We start from the raw sequence: 19,817 nt of genomic DNA on the forward strand, positions 1-19,817 counted from the left end.
TGAGCTGTACTACCCATCTGGAGGCCCGTTTTGAAATCTATCGCCGCTTTGCTCGCTGCTACTGTTCTTTCCTCGACGGCAATGGCTGCCGCTTCCACGGAGAAGCTGCCTTCGGGCGTCGTTGTCGAGCATCTGGTGCAGGGCACCGGCGCGCAGCCGGCCGCTACCGATGTCGTCAAGGTCAATTATCGCGGCACGCTTGCAAACGGCACTGAATTCGACGCGTCCGCGAAGCACGGCGGTCCGGCAACATTTCCGTTGAACCGTGTGATTCCGTGCTGGACTCAAGGGGTCCAGACCATGAAGGTGGGCGGCAAGGCCAAACTGACGTGCCCGGCTGCCACCGCTTACGGCAGCCGTGCCGTGGGCACCATTCCGCCGAACAGCGACTTGACGTTCGAAGTCGAGCTGATCGACATCGTCAAATAAGGCGGCGCAACGTGCGCTGAAACGCAACCCCGCTCCGGCTAACGCAGCGGGGTTTTTTTATGGCATTGCACCGGCAGTCAGCCGGATCGGGGAAGGAATAAAACGGAAGGGCATTGCGTTCGTCTTCAATAACGAGATCTTTTTAATTCGCCGCCCGCCCGCTCGTTGACCAATGATGTTGTTGTCATTCATCGTGCATGAGGAGCGTCTGCCATGAATATCGACTTTCATTACGGCGTGGTTTATATCGTCGCGCGAGTGGGTGGAATGACGCCTGCTCAGGCGCTGACCGTCGCCCATGCCTGCCAGTATGTCGATGACGCAACCACGCCGGGCATCCTGCGCTTCGAGGGTGGCGAAACGTTCGAGCGCTTCGCTACCGCACACAAGACGTTCGACTACGCCAACACCGAAAACGACCAGAACCGGCTCGTGTGGGCGCCGTTTCATTTTCTGCCTGCCGGCGAGGGCGCGACACTCGACGAAAAGGCCGTGTGCCGGGCGGACAGCGCCGTGGCGCGTGAGGTGGTGCGGCGCGCCATCCGGCAGCGGGGCACGGACACGGGCTTGCATCGTCTTGGCGTGACGCTGCATACGTATGTGGATACGTGGGCGCATCAGGGCTTCGCCGGCATTGAAAGTCCGGGCAATCGGGTTCATTCTCTCGAAGCGCAAGATTGCACCCGCACCGGCTGGCTCGAGAACCTCACGCTCGCGATGCAGCACCTGATCCAGCACGTGGAGGAAGACGTGCTGACCCTCGCACTTCCTGTTGGCCACGGCGCCGCGTTGCACTATCCGGATCAGCCGTGGGCGAAATGGCATTACATCGACGGCAGGAATATGTTCATACAGAGGCATAACTTGCCCGAGTTCGTCGAGGCCGCTGATATGGCGTGCCGCGCGGTGCGAGGCTACGTGGCCGGGCGCGAAGATTTCGAAAACGAAGAAGGGTTGCCGGCCCATGTGAAAACGGTGCTGACCGACTTGCTCGATAACAACCGGATCATGGACGACAACCAGCGCTTGCGCGCGATCTGCGAATTCGTCAAAGAGGGCGGTATTCCTGGCCTGAAAGAGCCGATTCCGGACTATGTGCCGAAAGGAGTCGGGTCATGGAAGTACAAGGCCACCGGTCTTCGCGCGGAAGACGATTCCGGCGACAGGCCGGTATGGACTGAGGCATTCGAGAAGAGCGACTACCGGCTCTTTCACGACGCGGTAAAACAGCACCGTTTCGTGACGACTCAAGAAGTTCTGCCGGCATACGGTCTGCGAATTGCGTGACACGTTGGACGCGGCACATTCGCGTGAAGGTGGAAACCGCACGATTGCCGGCCAACGCCGCATTAAAAAAAGAACTGGAAAGCTTTGAATCTCCCAATGCTTGCCTATAGTAGAAGCGGCTATTGCCGCAGCGCGGGGTAGCTCACTTCTCTCCATACCGGCGACGGGGAACGGACATGACGCCATCGAATGCTGCGATCTATCAGGCTCAGAGTTGCACGCCCGAGTCGTTGCGAACGCTGGCGGCCTACCTGGAACGGGCGCTCGACGAGGGCGAGAGCGTCGTTCTGATGAGAATAGGGGCGCACGTGCGCAGCGTTTATGTCGGCGATCCGTCCGGCTCGCTGGAAGATCTGCGCGACGAGGGCGTGGTACAGGCGCAGTTAGCCGACGAGATTCTTGCGCTGACCCGAATAGGGCTCAACCGTATTACCGCCGACGACCAGCAATACCGCTTTTTGCGCAGCGTCAGATACATTGCCGATCGTCAGGTTGTCGTTTTTACGCCGACCTGAGCTAGGGCGAAACAATCGGAAAGATGCGGGGGAAGCGAATAAGTCAGAAAGAAGTACAAAGAAGCAGCGCGATAGCGAGAGCAAAAAAGAAGGCGAGAAAGGGCGCAAAAAAAGGCGAAAAAGGATAAGGCTAGACAGGGAACAAAGGTGCGCAAAAGGCGTCTTTCAACTGCATCAAAGAAAAGTTTCGTACTCCAGCACGCATAGAACAAACAGATTGGGGTTTTTACGGCCAGCCGGGTATGCCCTTCTCGCGCTATTCATGGCATAGTTTGATCGATTACCACATAAGGAGCAATTCAATGCCCACGTTAGAGCAGATCCAGGCAAAGCTTAAGAAGCTCCAGGCACAAGCTGACGCCCTTATTGCAAGGAAAGCGCAAATCGCAATCGACCAGATTCGCGAGTTGATGCTCAAGCACGGCCTGACCACCGCGGACATCGAAGCACAAGCCAAAGCGCGCCGCGCAGCCAAAGGCCTGAATGGCCATGCCGCGAGCGGCAAATTGAAGCCCACTGCGGCCGGGCAGAAGATACCGAAGTACCGCGATCATAAAACGGGCGCGACGTGGACTGGACATGGCCGTGCGCCCGGCTGGATTGCCGGTGCAAAAGACCGCAGCGTGTTTCTCATTGACGGCGCGAGCGAATCCAGGCCGTCTGCAAGCGGTGTCGCGACTCGCGCGAAACGCAAAGGTCAGCCGAAAGGCGCGCAGCCGCCCAAGTATCGCGACCCCGCCACCGGCGCAACATGGAGCGGACGCGGTCCGGCGCCTCGCTGGCTTGCAGCGGTGAAAGACCGCACCAGGTTCCTGATCGACGGCAAAGCGACGTCGGCGGCCGCGAGCGGCGTGGTCAGCAAGAAAGCTGCCGCAAAAAAAGTGATGGCGAAAAAGACCACGGCACGCAGCCAGTCGGCGGCGACTAAAAAGGCTGTCGTCAAGCCTGCTGCAAAGAAAGCTGCGGCGCGAAAAGTCACCGCGAAGAAAGCCGCAGCAAAAGCGCCCGGCCGCAAGAAAGCCGCAGCTTCTGAATTGACAACGAGCGCGGCGGCACCGCTGGCGTCGACGGCAGCGAGCGCATAAGCGTACGGGAATAGCGAAGTACATGACGAGCGCGCTCGAATCGTCACAGCAGGAGGATCAGGTTCTCCTGCTGGACTCAATTCCTCATCCGGCAGCCGACGCTGCCGAACCATTTATTGTCGCCAGCGACCGTCGCGTGATTCTCGCCTATCCGATCGCCGAGTCCGACTTCGAGCGATACGGTCCGTTCGATCCCGACGACGATCCCTTCTGCGCAGTGCTATTTCCCGACACGGTGTTTCATCGGCTAGGGCCGCCGGGGGAGCGTGATCTGGAGATTCATCCGATCGCGTCGCAAGGTCTCACCGCGTATTCGGCCCATGAGGTGACGCATTCTTCTCTGGTGGATGAGCTTTCCGCGGTGTCATCAACGGAATCTGCAAGACGCCATTTCGTCATTACGTTCCTGGAATCCACCTTCGAGTGCATTGCGTCGGATTACACGGTGGTGGGCATCTATGGCGCAGCGGACATAGCAAGCCGCGAGGCGTTTGCCCTCGTACGGTAGCCCCGTTCGATACGGGGCACGACGCTTGCCGTGAGCTAGTTGCCCGGATCGACTACTGGGCGGTCCGGGTCCGCCAGCGTTTTATAGGGGAGTTGGGCGGCACGCGGGTTGGTTGTGGTGTCATCGATCACGCGTTCGACGTCCGCGGTCTTCGCGAGTTCTTTGAGGAACGACTGCTTGTCGAAACCCGGCGCTACACAGCCTTGCACATAAATGAACCGGCGTTGCAGCGTGAGCCAGAGCGTCGACTGTTCCCGCCAGTGCATGGCGGCATTAATATTGGCGAGACGCCGCTGCACGGCCTCGGCAATTTCCGTATCGTACAGGTAAGCGTTGGACAAACGGCAACGGCCTTCTATCCAGCAGCTGTTGCCGCGTTCAATGCGGTAATGACTGTCGGCGAGCCATTCCGTTTCGGTTTCGAGTGGGCCGAGCGGCACGGGGCACGCGTCAATCGCTTTCGAGATCTGGAAGAAAGGATCGTGCCCACGATTCATTCGCTGTTCGTCGCCGTGAGCCGGAAAAACAGCTGAAAGCAGCGACACACATAGACATAAAGCGGCACCTTTAAAGGCACTTGCTGGTCCGCACATCGATCGTCTCATTCTTATTGTCTCCACTTGTTGCCCAGCGGGACACTCGCGGCATTAACGGCTCGTGCGCCGGTTTTCCACCGCGAACTTGATCAGTTCCGCCTGGCCTTCAATGTCCAGCTTGCGCTTTAAATTCAGACGATGTGTCTCGACGGTGCGCACCGAAAGATCATTGCGTTGCGCAATCTGCTTGCTCGACAGGCCCTCGGCGAGTGCATCGAGAATATCCCGCTCGCGCGGCGTGAGCCGTTCAACCGGCGATTGCATCGCCGAGGCCTGAATCAATCGCGCGCCGAGTCCGGCGCTGAAATACGTTTTGCCGTCGAGCACCGCGCTAATGGCCTGAATGATTTCGGTCGCCGGCGAGTCCTTCAATACATAGCCACTGGCGCCCGCCCGTACGGCCTGCGTGACGTATTCGAGGTTGTCGTGCATCGACAGCATCAGCACCCGAATGCCCGGAAAACGCTCGTGAAACATGCCGGCAAGCGCTATACCGTTCATTCCGTTCATGCCGACGTCCATCAGCACGAGGTGAGGTTCGTGACTCGCAGCGAGCGCGAGTGCTTCTTGCGCATTACCTGCTTCGCCCACCACCTCGAGATTACGCACCGCTTCGAGTCGCGCACGCAAACCGTCGCGGACGAGCGGGTGGTCGTCGACCAGAATCAACCGGGCAGTGACGTGTGATGTGTCGTTCATGAAGAGGTCCCCTGCAAGCTCGGCTTGATCAGATTCGTTGAGCCGAGGCCAAGCGGCACGCGCGCGGTGACGAGCGTGTGGCCAGGCTGTGAACTGAGTTCGAGCGTGCCGCCGAGCGCTTCCACGCGTTCACGCATGTTGCGCAGTCCCACGCCCGAGCGGCGGCCCATAAACGCGTGCGCGACGTCGAACCCGCAGCCATTGTCGGCGATGCTGAGCGTGACCGCATCGTTCGAGACTTCGAGCGCCAGCGCTGCGCTCGACGCGTGTGCATGCCGCACGATGTTCGTCAAAGCTTCCTGGGCGATGCGGAACAGCACGGTGTTGACCGCATCGGCGAGCACGGCGGCATGCGTGTGGGTGATCTGGGTAAAGCTGATTTCAATGCCCGACTGTTCGCTGAGTTCGCGCGTGAGTTGCTCGATTGCCGCTGCGACGCCCAGGTCGTCGAGCATTGACGGACGCAGTGCATGAGAAATGCGCCGCACTTCACGCAGCGTGTCGCCGAGCCGCGTAAGACTGGTGGAGAGGGCGGCTTCGGCAGCGGGCACGCGCGTCTCGCTGCGCTCGAAACGGGCGAGCGCCGATTCCAGCAGCAGTTTCACCGACACCATCATCTGACTGATGCCGTCATGCAGTTCGCGCGAGAGCCGCGCACGTTCGTTCTCCTGCGATTCGACGACCTGCTGCGCGAGCCGCTTCAGTTTTGCGTCCGCGCTGCGATACTCGGTGACGTTCAGCACGAGCGCGCACAGCGCAATGGCGGCGAGCCCCGCCAGTGCAATGGCGTCGATCCACATCATGGTGCGATCGATATTGCTCGCCGCCCGTTCGTCGATATGCGCGAGCGTCGTATCGACGTCGTCGAGATAGATGCCGGTGCCGATCATCCAGCCCCAGCGTTCGAGCGGCACGACATACCCGAGCTTGGAAGCAACCTTGCCCGTCGACGGACGATGCCACAGATAACGCACATAGCCGCCGCCCTGCGCAGCCGCTGCGAGCAGCTTCTGGATGGTCGGCACACCCTGCGGATCGCGCAGCTCCGACAAATCGCGCCCCACGAGGTCGGGCTCCCGCGGATGCATCAGCGAGCGGCCGTGCATGTCGTAGACGAAGAAGTAGCCGTCTTTGCCGAAGTCCATCTTCTCGAGAACGCCAAGCGCGCGCGTGCGGCGCAGCGCGTCGTCGCGCGCGTTGTCCTCGCCGGCTTCGTAAAGCGGTGCGATCGCCGAGGTGGCCAACTCCACGTAATGCTTGAGTTCGATCTCCTTGCTGGCCATGTAGGCCGCCTGGGTGGTCGCGTGCTGCGTTTGCGCAAGCGCGGTCGCTTCCCGGCGCACACCGATTTCGATGCTGGCGATAGCCGCAAGGAAGGGCACGATAGCCAGCAGGACAATCTTGGCTTTGAGTTTCATCGTTGAAAAGACCGCCAGTCGGCTACGTAGTAATACGTAGTCCGCTTACGTAGTTGCGCGCTTGTGAGGACGCTTACGAAGGCGAATACTACATCCCCGCGGCGTACTGCGTCTCGCGGGACGCTTTCGCCGTCATGCCGGCGCCGTTCGGTGCTTATTTCGGCGCATATTCCGGTGCGCGATTCGTATGAACCTTGCGGCGGGCCTGCTTCATGCTCGCCTCGTCATGCGTCGGCGTTGCGCACAGGCAGATTCCGGTTTCTGCAGGGTTATCGCGTGGGTATTCCATGCACATGCCCATGACCGGGTTTCCGCGCGGCGGACCACGAGTCCGGATGCGCGGTGTCAATAATAGACCTAGGAGAAGTATATGGAGACCTCCCCATCCGCCGGCCGGTCATGGCTCTGGCTCATTCTTTTGCTCCCGTATATCGCGCTGTTGTGGTTGCCGTTCTATAACGACACGCGTCCGTCGTTTGCCGGGTTTCCGTTCTTCTACTGGTATCAGTTCCTGTGGGTGCCGTTGACCTCGCTACTGATTTACATCGTGTATCGAGGTGTCAAATGAGCGATCTGAATCCCGTCAATCCGGTGGCGATGACCGTCTTCATCGCATTCTTTGCTCTTGTCACAGTGATCGGCTTCTTTGCCGCTCGCTGGAAACGCGGCGATCTCACGCAGTTGCACGAATGGGGTCTCGGCGGCCGTCAGTTCGGAACGATCATTTCCTGGTTCCTCGTAGGCGGCGACTTTTACACCGCGTACACGGTGATCGCAGTGCCGGCGCTCGTCTATTCCGTCGGCGCGTATGGTTTCTTCGCGCTGCCGTACACGATCATCGTCTATCCCTTTGTGTTTGCCGTCATGCCGAAGCTGTGGAAGGTCGCGCATGCGAAGAATCACATTACGGCAGCGGACTACGTGCACGGCGAATACGGCGGCAAGTGGTTTCCGGCCGCGGTCGCGCTGACCGGTATCGTGGCGACGATGCCGTATATCGCCCTGCAACTGGTCGGCATGCAAGTGGTGATCAAAGGGCTCGGCGTGAGCGGCGAATTGCCGTTGATTGTCGCTTTCGTGATTCTGGCGCTCTATACGTACGCGAGCGGCCTGCGTGCACCGGCGATGATCGCGTTCGTGAAGGACATCATGATCTACATCGTCGTGATCGCGGCGGTGTGGCTGATTCCTGCAAAACTCGGCGGCTATGCGCATGTCTTCGACGCAGCGGATACGTACTTCAAGGCGAAGGGCGGCGCGACCGGCATCATTCTCAAACCGACGCAATTCACCGCGTATGCATCGCTCGCGTTGGGCTCCGCGCTTGCTGCCTTCATGTATCCGCACACGATGACGGCAGTGTTATCGTCTTCGTCGGCGAAGACGGTCCGCAAGAACGCGATCTTCCTGCCGGCTTACACGCTGCTGCTCGGCCTGATCGCGTTGCTCGGCTATATGGCCATTGCGGCGGGCGTGCATGTGAAGTCTGCCTCGGACATGGTGCCTGCACTCTTTAACACGCTGTTCCCGTCGTGGTTCGTCGGTTTCTCGGCGGCCGCTATCGCCATCAGCGCACTGGTTCCGGCGGCAATCATGTCGATCGGCGCGGCAAATCTGTTCACGCGCAACTTGTGGCGTCCGCTGGTTTCGCCGAACATCACGCCCCAAGCGGAGGCGGCGAATGCGAAGATCGTCTCGCTCGTCGTCAAGTTCGGCGCGCTGCTGTTCATCGTGTTCCTGCCGACCCAATATGCAATCGACCTGCAATTGCTTGGCGGCGTGTGGATCCTGCAGATTTTCCCGGCTATCGTCTTTTCGCTGTACACGCGGCGCCTGAATACGCCCGGCCTGTTCAGCGGTTGGCTGGTCGGCATCGTGCTCGGCACCTCGCTCGCCATTTCGCAAGGGCTCAAGCCGGTGTTCGCACTGCATCTCGGCGATGCGGTCTACCCGGTTTATATTGGCCTGATCGCGCTCGTGGTGAACATCGTGGTCGCGTTTGTGGTATCCGCGGTGTCGCCGCGGCGGGTGGCGGTGACCGCCTGAGCGCTCCTGCAGGAGCGAGTGTTATGACGCCGCGAGCCGTTGCGCTCGCGGCGTTTTTTATTTGAGCCTCACGCCAGACGAGGCGCTTGCAACGAGCGCATTACACCAGCACTTCCACCGATTGCATGGCCCGGCGAATATCCGTTGTTCGGCCCCAGGATTCGTCGCGGATCGTTTCGATCAGGCAGTCGATGAAACATCGTGACGCGGCGTCGGCAGGCTCACCGGTGCGCATGATGATGCCAACCGTCGAGTCTTCGAGTTCCTCCCGCAGCGGGATCGCGCACAAACCGTCGCGCGCGGCGCACAGTTCGACGAGCGGCCACGGAAAAATGCTGAGCATGTCCGTGCGTTTGAGCAGCGCAACCGCGACGGTAAGCGAATGCAGAAAGTGAATACTGCGCGGCACCGGCAGCCCGTGGCGGGCGAACATCTGATAGGACGCCTGACCTTCGGTCTGCGGATCCAGTGCGACAAGCCAGTCGTTCTCGAGCAAGTCCGCGAGCGAACGCGAGTCCGCAAGGGGATGACCTTGCCGCGCGACCACCGCACGGCTCGTGGCGAACAGCGGCTGATAGTTGAAGTCGCAAGTCGTTACACCTGGCGCTTGCCGTCCGACATAAATGTCCAGGCTGCCGTCACGTAGACGCGGTGTGGCGATGGCCAACAAGCCTTCGAACAGTTCCAGTTGAATTGCCGGCATTCGGGTGCGAAATCGCGCCACGGTTTCGGGCAGAAACGTCAGCGCGACCCACGCCGTCACCGCAATGGAAAGACGTCCGCTCGGTTCGCCGCGCATGGCATCGATGGCCTGGTGCGCCCGCGTCATTTGTGCCGCGACGAGCCGCGCATGCGCAAGCAGGGTTTGCCCGCATGCCGTAAGCGTTACGCCCGACGATGTACGCACGACGAGCTGCATGCGCACGGTTTCTTCCAGTTGCTGGATATTTTGCGTAACGGCGGCCGGCGACGAATCGAGCATGCGCGCGGCGCCTCTGACACAGCCTGCATCGGCAATGGCGATCAGGACGCGCAGTTGGTGGATTTTCATTGTGTGGTTCAGCGGTTTGTGCGGCATGCGGTGAAGCGTTTGACGTTGCTTTACGCGTTCACCAACGTGACCCGTTCTCAAGAGGCCTATGCCGGCATATCGTGGAGGCACGGCTATGGCGTCGCGGTGCCTGTTCTTCCCTCGTGTGATAAAGGCGCTTACCTCCGTAGTCCTGAAGGTTATTAAAAGTTGGCTGAGTGCATAAAGCGAACTGTCATACGGTTCGTGTGTAATGCTTAGCATAGGAGCGTAACGATGACTGAGCAAGTTTCCGTGCTGCCGCCAACTCAATCGGATGTGCGATTCCATCCCCCGTGCGGCGATGCGTCATTGCAGGCAGTCGCCATGCAAACGCGTGTGCAGGGCCACTGCGCATATGGTTCGTTTATCGACTCGCTCACCGGCGTCTATAACCGTGCCTACGCGACAGGGCGCGCCCAGCAGTGGCTGAGATCCGCACAGGCCGCATGCGTGGCGATGCTGGTTGTCAACCTGGACGGCTTCAGCAGGATCAACGACATTGCCGACTACGATCTCGGCGACCGCCTGTTGCGCAGCGTCGCACAGCGGCTCGCGGGCACCGTGGCCGCGAACGATCTGCTTGCCCGCATCGGCGGCGACGAGTTCGTGATTGTTACAGACGGTCACCGCGACGCGCCGGCGCTGCCCGCGTTCGCGCAACAGCTTCTGGCTTTATTCGTCGAGCCGTTTGTGATTGCGGGCCGTGAGTACCGCGTGAGCGCATCGGTGGGCGTTGCGCTTTCCAACGGCGATGTCCGCGACGCGGCGCTCCTCATGCGCGATGCCGGCGCCGCGATGCGCCGTGCGAAAACATACGGCCCCGGCAGTTTGCGTTTTTTTACGCGTGACATGAAGGAGGCGGCGCAACGCCGCTTTGCGATTGAAGACCTGCTGCGCGATGCGCTCGATGCGGGCGAATTCAGAGTCGCGTACCAGGCTGTCGTTGACGCTGCATCACGCGAAATACTGGGCGTCGAGGCGCTCTTGCGCTGGACGAGCAGCGAACTCGGCGACGTCGCGCCTGCCGAATTCATCCCGATCGCCGAACAGGCCGGGCTGATGGAAGCAATCGGCGATTGGGTGCTGGAGCAGGCTTGCGCACAGGTCGCGGACTGGCGCTGGAGCATTGCGCCGGGCGTGACTGTCTCCGTGAACATTTCGCCGGTGCAGTTCAACGAGCGGCTCGTGCAGCATGTCGCTGCATGTCTTGCCAACACCGGCCTGCAACCTTCTGCCCTGCAACTGGAAATCACAGAAGGCATGCTGATGCCCGACGATCCGGCTGTATGCGCGACGATGTCCGAGCTGGTGAAACTGGGTGTGAAGCTGACCATCGACGACTTCGGTACGGGCTATGCCTCCATGTCATACCTGAAGCGCTTTGCGCTGCATGGCCTGAAGATCGACCGCTCGTTTGTCGCGGGCTTGCCCGGCGACAAGGATTGCGCGGCTATTGCCCATGCGGTCGTGAAGATGGCGCACGCGTGCGGAATGTCCGTCACCGCGGAGGGCGTCGAGACCGAAGAACAGGCGAGCGCGCTGCACGCAATGGGCTGCGACACGCTGCAAGGCTACCTGTTCGGCCGGCCGGGCAGTGCTGCAGACTATGCCGTCAAGTTGACGGGAGCCGGCTGTTTCACTCGCGCGCGTCCGTTGAGATAAGGAAGCGATCGTAAAACTGGGAGTTAGCGTTTTCGCGCGCGACTTCTAGAATGATTTTATAAAAACACGAACTCGAGCACCGCCGGGCCGGGCGGTGTTGTATTAATCAGGAGAGAGAGACCATGTGTGATGCAGAAGTCGCCGCTGTGCTGCTGAACCGCTGCACGGCTCAGCCAATGGACAACGAGGAACCGGCTTACCTCGGCATATTGCGTGAAGGCAATCTGTCGTTCAAACACGAAATCGGCTTTGTCGCTTTGCGCGATCTTCCGGACCCCGAAGCATGCCGTACCGAGTCGATTATTTTTCCCGATGGCTCACGCGCGTTGCGCATGAGCGCGATGAAGGGTGAGAGCGGCTGGACGCGATGGACCGCCATGCAACCGCTGCACTGAAGCAAGCACGGCGTATGCCGCTGCCGTATGCCGCTAGAACCTCTCCACGCTGAAAGGCCGCGTGTCCACCAGCGTTTGCTCGCCCGTCATCATTTCGGCGATGAGGCGGCCCGTCACCGGCCCGAGCGTGAGTCCGTGATGCGCGTGGCCGAATGCAAACCACAAGCCGTGATGTTTTTCAGCGCGCCCGATCACGGGCATCATGTCCGGCGTGCAGGGCCGCGCGCCCATCCACGGTTGATCGTCGAGGCGTTTGTCGAGTGGAAAAAGCGTGCGCGCAATCGGTTCGACGGCGGCGAGTTGCGTCGGCGTTTTCGGCGCATCGAGCAACGCAATCTCGGCACCGGTCGTGAGGCGGATGCCGCGCGCCATCGGCGCGAGCAGATAGCCCTTTTCTGCGTCGAGCACCGGATGATTGAGGCGCGCACCCGCGCGCGGCGCGTAATGCATGTGATAGCCGCGCTTGACGCCGAGCGGCAGGTGATAACCCAGCCGCGAACTGAGCACGCCCGACCACGGCCCCAATGCAACGACTACCGATGAAGCGTTGATCGTCCCCGCGTCCGTTGCCACTTCCCAGCCGTTGCGCAGCGTGTTGGCGTCGCCGGTAAAAAACCGGCCGCCGAGGCTCTCGAAGTATTTTGCGTACGCCGTGACGAGCGCGTTCGGGTCGCTCACCGAATCCGCCTGCGTATAGCGCAAGCCGCCTCGCAGGGCCTTGTCGAGATCGGGCTCGGCCTGCTGCAGGCGTGCGGCGTCGAGCGCTTCGAACTCAACGCCGTATTCGCGGTGCCATTGATCTGCGAGCCGTAGTTCCGCATCCTGCGCGGCATTGCTGCGAAACACCTTGATCCATCCGGTCGGGCGCAGCAGCGCGCTTGCGCCTGCTGCCGCGGCGAGCGCGCGATGTTCGCTCACACAGTGTTCGATCAGCGTCGAATACGACCTGGCAATCCGGGCGTGTTTCGCGGGGTCGGAATTGCGCCAGTACCTCCACAGGAACGGCGCTGCATGGAAGAGCGCATCGGCGTGATAGCGAACGTCGAGCGACTGGTTGCGTGCATAGCGAAGCAATGCACCGAGTCCGCGCGGAAAGGCGTAGGGATAAACGCCTTCGCGCTGGATCAACCCCGCATTGCCGAACGACGTCTCGTTGCCGGGCGGCTTGCGGTCCACTAGTGCAACCTGCCGGCCGCGCTGCTGCAAATGCACGGCCACGCACACACCGACAATGCCGGCGCCAAGCACCACGGTATCGAATTTGATAGCTGTCATCGCTTAAACCGCCGAGACGCCGGAGCCGCTCGTGCCCGCGTCGTTAAAGAGGGGAGGCGAGGTCACGCTCGATTTGAGCGACGCGTCCGCTTTTGTGAGCTTCGACAGATCCGGTCGCGGCCGGCGCAATACCGGCGATTGCGCGAACACCTGCTCCATGGCATGCGCGATGCCGAGCGTCTTGCGGTCGCCATGAAACGGCCCGACGATCTGCAAGCCGAACGGCATGCCGGCGTGATCGAGTCCGCATGGCAGCGAGACGGCGGGGTGCGTCGTGAGCGTGACGACGTAGGTAAGCGCGAGCCAGCGGTAATAGTTGTCCTGCTCGCGCCCATCGATTTGCGCGGCGTAAAGCTGCTGCCAGGGAAACGGCGACACCGGCGTGGTCGGCGAGATAATCACGTCGTACTGCCGGAACGCGGCCTGGAATCGTTTGAAAATGCGCGTCTGCTCGGCCTGCGCCCACGCGCTGTCCGCAAGGCTCATGCGCGCGCCGAGCTCGTAGTTGGCGCGCGTATTCGGGCCCAGCTGATTCGGGTCGCGTGTATAGGCGTCATGCAGACCGGCGACGAAACTCTCCGCGCGAATCACGTCGAAGCAGCGGTGCACGTCGCCGAGATCGAAGCGGACTTCTTCGCACGAACGGAAAGACGGCGCAATCAGCGCCATGCGCTCGCGAAACAGCTGGCGGATCGATGCATCCACATCGCAACTGCCGAAGTCTTCAGTCCAACCCACGCGCAGTGTGCTGAGGTCGATGTCGGCCGGCGCGGCAAAACCGAGTGGATCGACGGGAAAGCTGAGCGGATCGCCCGCGGAAATGCCGGCTGTCGCCGCCAGTTGCAAGCATGCCTCGGCGACGGTGCGGCCCATCGGCCCGACCACCGAGATCGGCGACCAGCCCACCAGCTTGCGCGAGTTGGGTACGAGTCCCGGCGTCGGACGAAAACCGACAACGCCGCATTTGGAAGCGGGAATGCGCAGCGAGCCGCCGGTGTCCGAGCCGGTGCACACGGGCAGCATGTCGCACGCGAGCGCAGCGGCGGAGCCGCCCGACGAGCCTCCGGCATTCAGCGCGGTATTGAACGGATTGCCGGTTGCGCCCCACACCGGATTGCGCGTGTTCGCGCCCGCGCCGAGTTCGGGCACGTTGGTCTTCGCGGTGACGATTGCGCCGGTGGCGCGCAGGCGCTCGACGAGCACCACATCTTGCGTGGGGACGTTGCCGCGCGACATCGGCGAACCATACGTCGTCAGGAGTCCGGCGGTATTTTCCAGATCCTTTACGCCGAGCGGCAAGCCATGCAGCAGACCCAGCGGTTCGCCGTCGAGCACCTGTTGTTCGGCGCGCTTCGCGGCGGCTCGCGCGGCGGGGAAGTCGGTGGCCGTAATGGCGTTGACGGCGGGATTCACGGCCTCGATTCGCTCGATGCATGCATCGAGCAGTTCGACAGGCGAGATCTCTTTCGCGCCGATCATCCGGCGCAGCTCGACCGCGCTGCGGCCGACCAGTTCGTTGTGCTCACTTACATTGTCACGACTCATTGCGTCCTCTTCGTCAGGCGAGTGCTTCGCCGGTGCGGTCCTTCAGCCAGATTACCGGCACCAGTGAAATCGCGCACGCCGCGGCGACATACCAGGCGGGCGCAAGCGGATTGCCGGTACGCGCGACCAGCCAGCTCGCGATAAACGGCGAGAAGCCGCCGAAAAACGATGCGCTGACCACGTACGTCAAGGCAATGCCCGTTGCGCGCACATGCTTCGGGAACAGTTCCGGGATCATCACCAGCACCGGCACGATCTGCCCGGATACGAACACGGCGAGCAGCGCCGAGACGATGCAAAGCGCGGTCATTGACGGATGCGCGCTCAGAAATGCAAACGCCGGATAGACGACGAGCAGCATCACGACGCGCGAAATGACCAGCACGCGCTTGCGGGTATAGCGATCCGCGAGCATGCCGGCGAGCGGTGCCGCGACGAAAAGCGCGAGCGAACTGACGATACCCGAAATGACCGCCGACGTCGACGACAGATGCAGCGCGCGCACCGCATGGCTCGGCAAGAAAAACGCGGTGATATAGACGGACACGGAACCGCCCAACTCGCCGAAGGTGCCGAGAATCGTCAGCTTGAGATGTGTGGTTAGCGCGGCCTTCAGCGCGCCGCGCGGCGGCGCTTCGCCGGGCTTGCGCTCCGTCAGCGTTTCTGCGAGGCGCCGGCGGATCAGCATGCCCGCCGGCGCGGCGACGATGCCGAGCACGAACGGAATGCGCCAGCCCCACTCGAGCACCGCCTGCTTCGGCAGCAGTACGTTGACAAGCGTCGCCACGAGCGCGCCGAGCACGAGACCCGCTGCAGTCGCCGCGAAATTCCAGCTCGCGAAAAAGGCGCGCGTGTTGTCGGTCGCATATTCGACGAGCAGCGTCGTGCCCGGTCCGAACTCGCCGCCGGCCGCGAAGCCTTGTATCAGGCGCGCGACGAGCACGATAAGCGGCGCGGCGAGTCCGGCTACCGCGTAAGTCGGCGCGCACGCGATCATCGCGCAGCTGAGCGCCATCAGCATGATGGTGAGGACCATCGCGTTCTTGCGTCCCGCGCGGTCCGCATAAGCGCCGATCACCACGCCGCCGAGCGGCCGCACCACGAAGCCCACGCCGAACACGCCGATCGAAAGCAGGAACTGATTGACGGGCGACGCGCCCGGAAAGAACAACTGCCCGATCTGGATCGCGAAGAAGCTGTAGATCGTGAAGTCGTAGAATTCGAGCGCCGTGCCGATGGTCGTGGCAGTGATGACGCGGGTCTTCGTCAAGCCGGATTGACTGAGCGCAAAGGTAGACACGATACGGGCCCCACAGGAAGGTGGAATCGACGTGAGTTATCATATACGAGAAAAAATAAATTTCTCGGATACGAGAAATTTTTCTGGCAAGCGGAATCAGGTGAGATGGTCAAAGCCGTAGTGGAACAACTCAGGGCGAGCGCGGACGAAGCGCCGCCCGCGCTCGATCACAAGCTGGTGGGCGGGCATTTGCGGCAGGCGCGCAAGGCGCGCGGGCTCACGCTGGCGGAGCTGTCGGAGCGCTCGGGCATTGCGGTTTCGACGATCTCGAAGGCCGAGCGGGGCGACATCGCGCTGACTTACGACAAGTTCGCGGCGCTCGCGCATTCGCTGGAACTGGAGTTCGACGCGATCTTCGACCGGCGCCGCAAGCCGGCTGCCGGCGCGATGAAGCCGTCGTTCACCGCCGCCGGCAAACAACCTGTGTACGACACGCCGAACTATGAGTACGGCATGCTCGCGAACAACCTGACGGGCAAACGCATGATGCCGATGCGCGCGCACATCCACGCGCGCGCCGTGTCCGACTTTCCCGAGTACATCCGGCATGCGGGCGAGGAGTTCGTCTTTCTGCTCGCCGGCAAGCTCGAACTGCGCTTCGAGAACGGCAAGTCGTTCAGGCTGACGCCGGGCGACAGTCTCTATTTCGACAGTTCCATTGGGCATATCTATCTGAGCGTGGGGGATGAAGACGCCGATGCGCTCGTGTGCTGCGTCGATGCCGAGCAGCCCCGGCCGCGTGGAGCGATCTGAAGCGGAAGCCCTGAGCGGCCGAAACGGGGCGGCGGGCGCGGCGGCGCGGCGCAAAGCCCACGCGGCCGTCGCATGCGCGGCAGCCCGGAACGTCCATTCGCGGGCGCCACGATGTCTGCGCGACGGGACGTTCTTATGGGGACTGAAGCCGCTGCGTGCGTCAGCGTGTAAACTGCTGACTTTTTTGCATCCGGTGGTATGTTGCAAGCCCCTCAGCGCACAGCTCTCAGCGGCCCCGCGCTCGTTCGCCTGCTGGCGCGTTTCGCCGATGTCGACGTTTCCGAACCCCGGCAGTCGCTGTCCGACCGGCTGAGCCAATGGCTCGGCTGGACGGACGCGATCGCGCTCTCGTCGGCGCTCACAGGCGCGCCGCCTGCCGTGCCCGCGGGCGCGCGGAGCTTCGGCAGCGCGGAAGAAGCCGAATGCGCGCGCGTGCGGGCATCGCTCGTCAATACGATTACCGGCGACAGCGCGTTCGCGACATCAAAGCGCCGCGGTCCCGCGTATAGAGAGCCGCCCGCTGCGCCGGTGGACTACGTGGTGTTTCGCCAGCGCTATCAGGCCATGCAGCAATCGATGGAAACGGCTGTCGGCAGTCTGCGCGGCCGGCTGCGCGCGCTGCTCGCTGCAAAGAGGCCGGCGATGGGCCGTCTCGCGGTGCTGGACGCCGTCATGGAACGCGCGCTCGCCGAACGCGAACGGAGCCTCTTCGCGAGCCTGCCGGCGCTGCTGGCCGGCCACTTCGAGCGGCTGCGCGACGCGGCGCAGCAGGCGGAAGCCGCGGCGCCCGCAGCGGACGAGGGCGCTTCCGCCGCTGCTGCCGTCCCTGCTGCGTCCGGTCACTGGCTCGATGCATTCCGCCAGGACATGCTGAGCGTGCTGCTGGCCGAGCTGGATGTTCGTTTACAACCGGTCGAAGGGCTGCTCGCCGCCCTTCGTACTCGCTAACTGGGACACTATGTCCAGATATCGTATTGATCTCGTTGTGTTCGCGGCAGGTCTTGCCGCGGTGTGCGGCATTGCCATCGGCTATGTCGGTTCGAACTGGCTCGCGCTGGCGGTCACGCTGCTGATCGGCGCCTTCTATCTGGCCGGCGCACTCGAATTGCGCCGCTATAGCGCGGCGACCGGCACGCTCACGCGCGCGGTCGCGGGACTGTCCGAACCGCCGCCGCGGCTCGGCGCGTGGCTGGAGCAATTGCATCCGGGCTTGCGCAACGCGGCGCGCCTTCGTATCGAAGGCGAACGCGTCGCGTTGCCGGGGCCCGCGCTCACGCCTTACCTCGTGGGCTTGCTGGTGCTGCTCGGCATGCTCGGCACGCTGCTCGGCATGGTCGTCACGCTGCGCGGCACCGGCCTCGCGCTCGAAAGCGCGACGGACCTCGTTGCGATCCGCGCCTCGCTGGCCGCGCCGGTCAAGGGTTTGGGCTTTGCGTTCGGCACTTCGATTGCGGGCGTGGCGAGTTCCGCCATGCTCGGCCTGCTGTCGGCGTTGTGCCGCCGCGAGCGGCTCGAAGCCGCGCAGCAGCTCGACGTGAAGGTCGCGACCACGCTGCGCATCTATTCGCAGGCGCATCAGCGCGACGAAAGCTTCCGCCTGCTGCAAAGGCAGGCGGAGCTGATGCCAACGCTCGTCGACCGTCTGCAAACGATGATGAGCGCGATGGAGCAGCACAGTCTCGCTTTCAACGAGCGTCAACTGGCAAGCCAGGAAGCGTTTCACAGCAAGGCTCAGCTCGCGTATGCGCGCCTCGCGGCCTCGGTGGAGCAGTCGTTGAAGCAGAGCGTCGCGGACAGCACGCGAGCCGCCGGCGAGGCGCTCGAGCCCGTCATGCAGGCGACCATGGCCGGCCTCGCGCGCGAGAGCGCGGCCTTGCACGAGAGCGTCTCGCAGGCGGTGCAGCGTCAACTGGACGGCTTGTCGAACGGTTTCGAGTCGGCCACGGCGAAGGTGGCCGGCATCTGGAACGAGGCGCTCGCCGGCCAGCAACGGTCGAACGAGGCATTGAGCCGGCAATTGCAGGCGTCGCTGGAGCGCTTCACCGAGACTTTCGACGAGCGCTCGAGCGGACTCGTCGACGGCGTGTCCGCGCGTCTCGAAGCCGCGGCAGGCCACGTCTCCGAGACATGGAAGGAGGCGCTGTCGCGCCAGGAGCAGAGCGGCGAGACGCTGGCGGCACGGCACGAAAAGACCCTGGCGGGGGCAGCCGCGGCGTTCGAGGCGCACTCGGCGTCGTTGCTGCGGACCGTCGGCCAGTCGCATGGGGACTTGCAGAACGCCATGGCGTCGCGAGACGAAGCGCGGTTGGCGGCGTGGACGGCGAAGCTTGAGTCGATGGCGGCCGCGCTCGGCAAGGAATGGCAGCAGGCCGGCGAGCACAACGAAGCGCGACTCGCGGCTTGGACCGCCAAGCTGGATGCGCTGGCCAGTTCGCTCGGCGAGACATGGCAGAAGGCAGGCGAAAACAACGAGCAGCAGCTGGCGGCGTGGACGGCGAAGCTGGATACGATGGCGACCACGCTTGGCAAAGAATGGCAGCAAGCCGGCGAGCGCACGGCGAACCGTCAGCAGCAGATTTGCGACACGCTGGAGCAGACCGCGCGCAATATCTCCGCTCAGACCCAGACGCACGCGAGCGAAACCATCGCTGAAATTTCGCGGCTCGTGCAGGCGGCGTCCGAGGCGCCGAAGGCCGCGGCCGAGGTGGTCGCCGAATTGCGTCAGAAGCTCTCGGACAGCATGGCGCGCGACACCGCAATGCTCGAGGAGCGCAGCCGCCTGCTCGAAACGCTGGAAACGCTGCTCGACGCGGTCAACCATGCATCGACGGAACAGCGCACGGCCGTGGACGCGCTCGTCGCGACGTCGGCGGATCTGCTCGACCGTGTCGGCACTCGCTTCACCGAGAAGGTCGAGGCCGAGGCGGAGAAGATCGGCACGATTGCCGCGCAGATCACGGGCGGCGCCGTCGAAGTGGCGAGCCTCAGCGAGGCCTTCGGCGCGGCCGTGCAGATGTTCGGCGAATCGAACGACAAGCTCGTCGCGCATCTGGAGCGAATCGAAGCGGCGCTCGACAAGTCGCTCGCGCGCAGCGACGAGCAGCTCGCCTACTACGTCGCGCAGGCGCGCGAGGTGGTCGACCTGAGCGTGATGTCGCAGAAGCAGATCGTCGAAGATCTGCAGCGGCTCGCGGCCGAGCGCACCGCTGACGGAGTCGAGGCGGCATGAGCG

19 protein-coding genes are annotated in these 19,817 nt (G+C 62.7%); 12 read left to right on the forward strand and 7 right to left on the reverse strand.

Annotated features, from left to right (window positions below; translation table 11 throughout):
- Positions 1-81 precede the first annotated feature (81 nt).
- The 5 genes from HV711_RS01265 (at position 82) to HV711_RS01285 (ending at position 3,824) form a co-directional block, all read left to right on the forward strand.
- Entirely contained in the window at positions 82-429 is a 348-nt protein-coding gene (locus HV711_RS01265) for an FKBP-type peptidyl-prolyl cis-trans isomerase (RefSeq protein ID WP_014972205.1), read from the forward strand.
- A 213-nt stretch (positions 430-642) separates the two neighbouring features.
- The gene (locus HV711_RS01270) at positions 643-1,716 is read left to right on the forward strand and encodes a DUF6765 family protein (RefSeq protein WP_035476373.1); all 1,074 of its coding nucleotides are present in this window, start codon (positions 643-645) and stop codon (positions 1,714-1,716) included.
- A gap of 176 nt (positions 1,717-1,892) precedes the next feature.
- Complete coding sequence (locus HV711_RS01275) at positions 1,893-2,231, forward strand: hypothetical protein (protein ID WP_013590690.1); 339 nt, start codon at positions 1,893-1,895, stop codon at positions 2,229-2,231.
- A gap of 302 nt (positions 2,232-2,533) precedes the next feature.
- Positions 2,534-3,316 (forward strand): H-NS family nucleoid-associated regulatory protein, encoded by a 783-nt coding sequence (locus HV711_RS01280; RefSeq protein WP_035476370.1) that lies wholly within the window; start codon positions 2,534-2,536, stop codon positions 3,314-3,316.
- A gap of 22 nt (positions 3,317-3,338) precedes the next feature.
- Entirely contained in the window at positions 3,339-3,824 is a 486-nt protein-coding gene (locus HV711_RS01285; RefSeq protein WP_035476367.1) for a hypothetical protein, read from the forward strand.
- Between the two features lie 35 nt (positions 3,825-3,859).
- On the opposite strand, the gene HV711_RS01290 is transcribed toward HV711_RS01285, so the two are convergent.
- The 3 genes from HV711_RS01290 to HV711_RS01300 are packed head-to-tail and all read right to left on the reverse strand — an operon-like array spanning position 3,860 to position 6,537.
- Entirely contained in the window at positions 3,860-4,417 is a 558-nt protein-coding gene (locus tag HV711_RS01290) for a hypothetical protein (protein WP_035476364.1), read from the reverse strand.
- A 54-nt stretch (positions 4,418-4,471) separates the two neighbouring features.
- The gene (locus HV711_RS01295; RefSeq protein WP_013590686.1) at positions 4,472-5,119 is read right to left on the reverse strand and encodes a response regulator; all 648 of its coding nucleotides are present in this window, start codon (positions 5,117-5,119) and stop codon (positions 4,472-4,474) included.
- Positions 5,116-6,537, reverse strand: coding sequence for a cache domain-containing protein (locus tag HV711_RS01300; RefSeq protein WP_035476362.1), 1,422 nt, complete (start codon positions 6,535-6,537; stop codon positions 5,116-5,118). The genes HV711_RS01295 and HV711_RS01300 overlap by 4 nt, the downstream gene beginning before the upstream one ends.
- A 370-nt stretch (positions 6,538-6,907) precedes the next feature.
- Here HV711_RS01300 and HV711_RS01305 point away from each other — a divergent pair, with 370 nt between their 5' ends.
- Complete coding sequence (locus tag HV711_RS01305; RefSeq protein ID WP_013590684.1) at positions 6,908-7,105, forward strand: DUF3311 domain-containing protein; 198 nt, start codon at positions 6,908-6,910, stop codon at positions 7,103-7,105.
- Positions 7,102-8,583 carry a monocarboxylate uptake permease MctP gene (gene mctP, locus HV711_RS01310; RefSeq protein ID WP_013590683.1) on the forward strand — a complete coding sequence of 494 codons (1,482 nt, stop codon included), beginning with the start codon at positions 7,102-7,104 and terminating at the stop codon, positions 8,581-8,583. The genes HV711_RS01305 and mctP overlap by 4 nt, the downstream gene beginning before the upstream one ends.
- 100 nt (positions 8,584-8,683) lie before the next feature.
- Here mctP and HV711_RS01315 read toward each other — a convergent pair whose 3' ends face one another.
- Positions 8,684-9,634, reverse strand: a complete 951-nt coding sequence (locus HV711_RS01315) for a LysR substrate-binding domain-containing protein (RefSeq protein ID WP_035482917.1) — start codon at positions 9,632-9,634, stop codon at positions 8,684-8,686.
- 255 nt (positions 9,635-9,889) lie between these two features.
- Between HV711_RS01315 and HV711_RS01320 the strand changes: the two genes are divergently transcribed.
- Entirely contained in the window at positions 9,890-11,317 is a 1,428-nt protein-coding gene (locus tag HV711_RS01320; RefSeq protein WP_035482898.1) for a putative bifunctional diguanylate cyclase/phosphodiesterase, read from the forward strand.
- A 122-nt stretch (positions 11,318-11,439) separates the two neighbouring features.
- Entirely contained in the window at positions 11,440-11,712 is a 273-nt protein-coding gene (locus HV711_RS01325; RefSeq protein WP_013590680.1) for a hypothetical protein, read from the forward strand.
- Between the two features lie 33 nt (positions 11,713-11,745).
- On the opposite strand, the gene HV711_RS01330 is transcribed toward HV711_RS01325, so the two are convergent.
- Genes HV711_RS01330 through HV711_RS01340 form a run of 3 tightly spaced genes read right to left on the reverse strand, consistent with a single transcriptional unit; the run spans position 11,746 to position 15,832 of the window.
- The gene (locus HV711_RS01330) at positions 11,746-12,978 is read right to left on the reverse strand and encodes an NAD(P)/FAD-dependent oxidoreductase (RefSeq protein ID WP_028360706.1); all 1,233 of its coding nucleotides are present in this window, start codon (positions 12,976-12,978) and stop codon (positions 11,746-11,748) included.
- 12 nt (positions 12,979-12,990) lie between these two features.
- A complete protein-coding gene (locus tag HV711_RS01335) occupies positions 12,991-14,532 on the reverse strand; it encodes an amidase (RefSeq protein ID WP_035482899.1) in 1,542 nt (513 codons plus the stop codon).
- Positions 14,533-14,545: 13 nt separating this feature from the next.
- Positions 14,546-15,832 (reverse strand): MFS transporter, encoded by a 1,287-nt coding sequence (locus tag HV711_RS01340; protein WP_035482901.1) that lies wholly within the window; start codon positions 15,830-15,832, stop codon positions 14,546-14,548.
- A gap of 105 nt (positions 15,833-15,937) precedes the next feature.
- Here HV711_RS01340 and HV711_RS01345 point away from each other — a divergent pair, with 105 nt between their 5' ends.
- The 3 genes from HV711_RS01345 (at position 15,938) to HV711_RS01355 (ending at position 19,814) form a co-directional block, all read left to right on the forward strand.
- Positions 15,938-16,585: a helix-turn-helix domain-containing protein gene (locus tag HV711_RS01345; protein WP_035482902.1), complete on the forward strand. Its 648-nt coding sequence runs from the start codon at positions 15,938-15,940 to the stop codon at positions 16,583-16,585.
- Between the two features lie 198 nt (positions 16,586-16,783).
- Positions 16,784-17,533: a DUF3348 domain-containing protein gene (locus HV711_RS01350; protein WP_035482903.1), complete on the forward strand. Its 750-nt coding sequence runs from the start codon at positions 16,784-16,786 to the stop codon at positions 17,531-17,533.
- Between the two features lie 10 nt (positions 17,534-17,543).
- Entirely contained in the window at positions 17,544-19,814 is a 2,271-nt protein-coding gene (locus HV711_RS01355; RefSeq protein ID WP_035482904.1) for a DUF802 domain-containing protein, read from the forward strand.
- Positions 19,815-19,817 lie beyond the last annotated feature (3 nt).

Source organism: Paraburkholderia phenoliruptrix, assembly GCF_902859825.1.
GTDB lineage: Bacteria > Pseudomonadota > Gammaproteobacteria > Burkholderiales > Burkholderiaceae > Paraburkholderia > Paraburkholderia phenoliruptrix.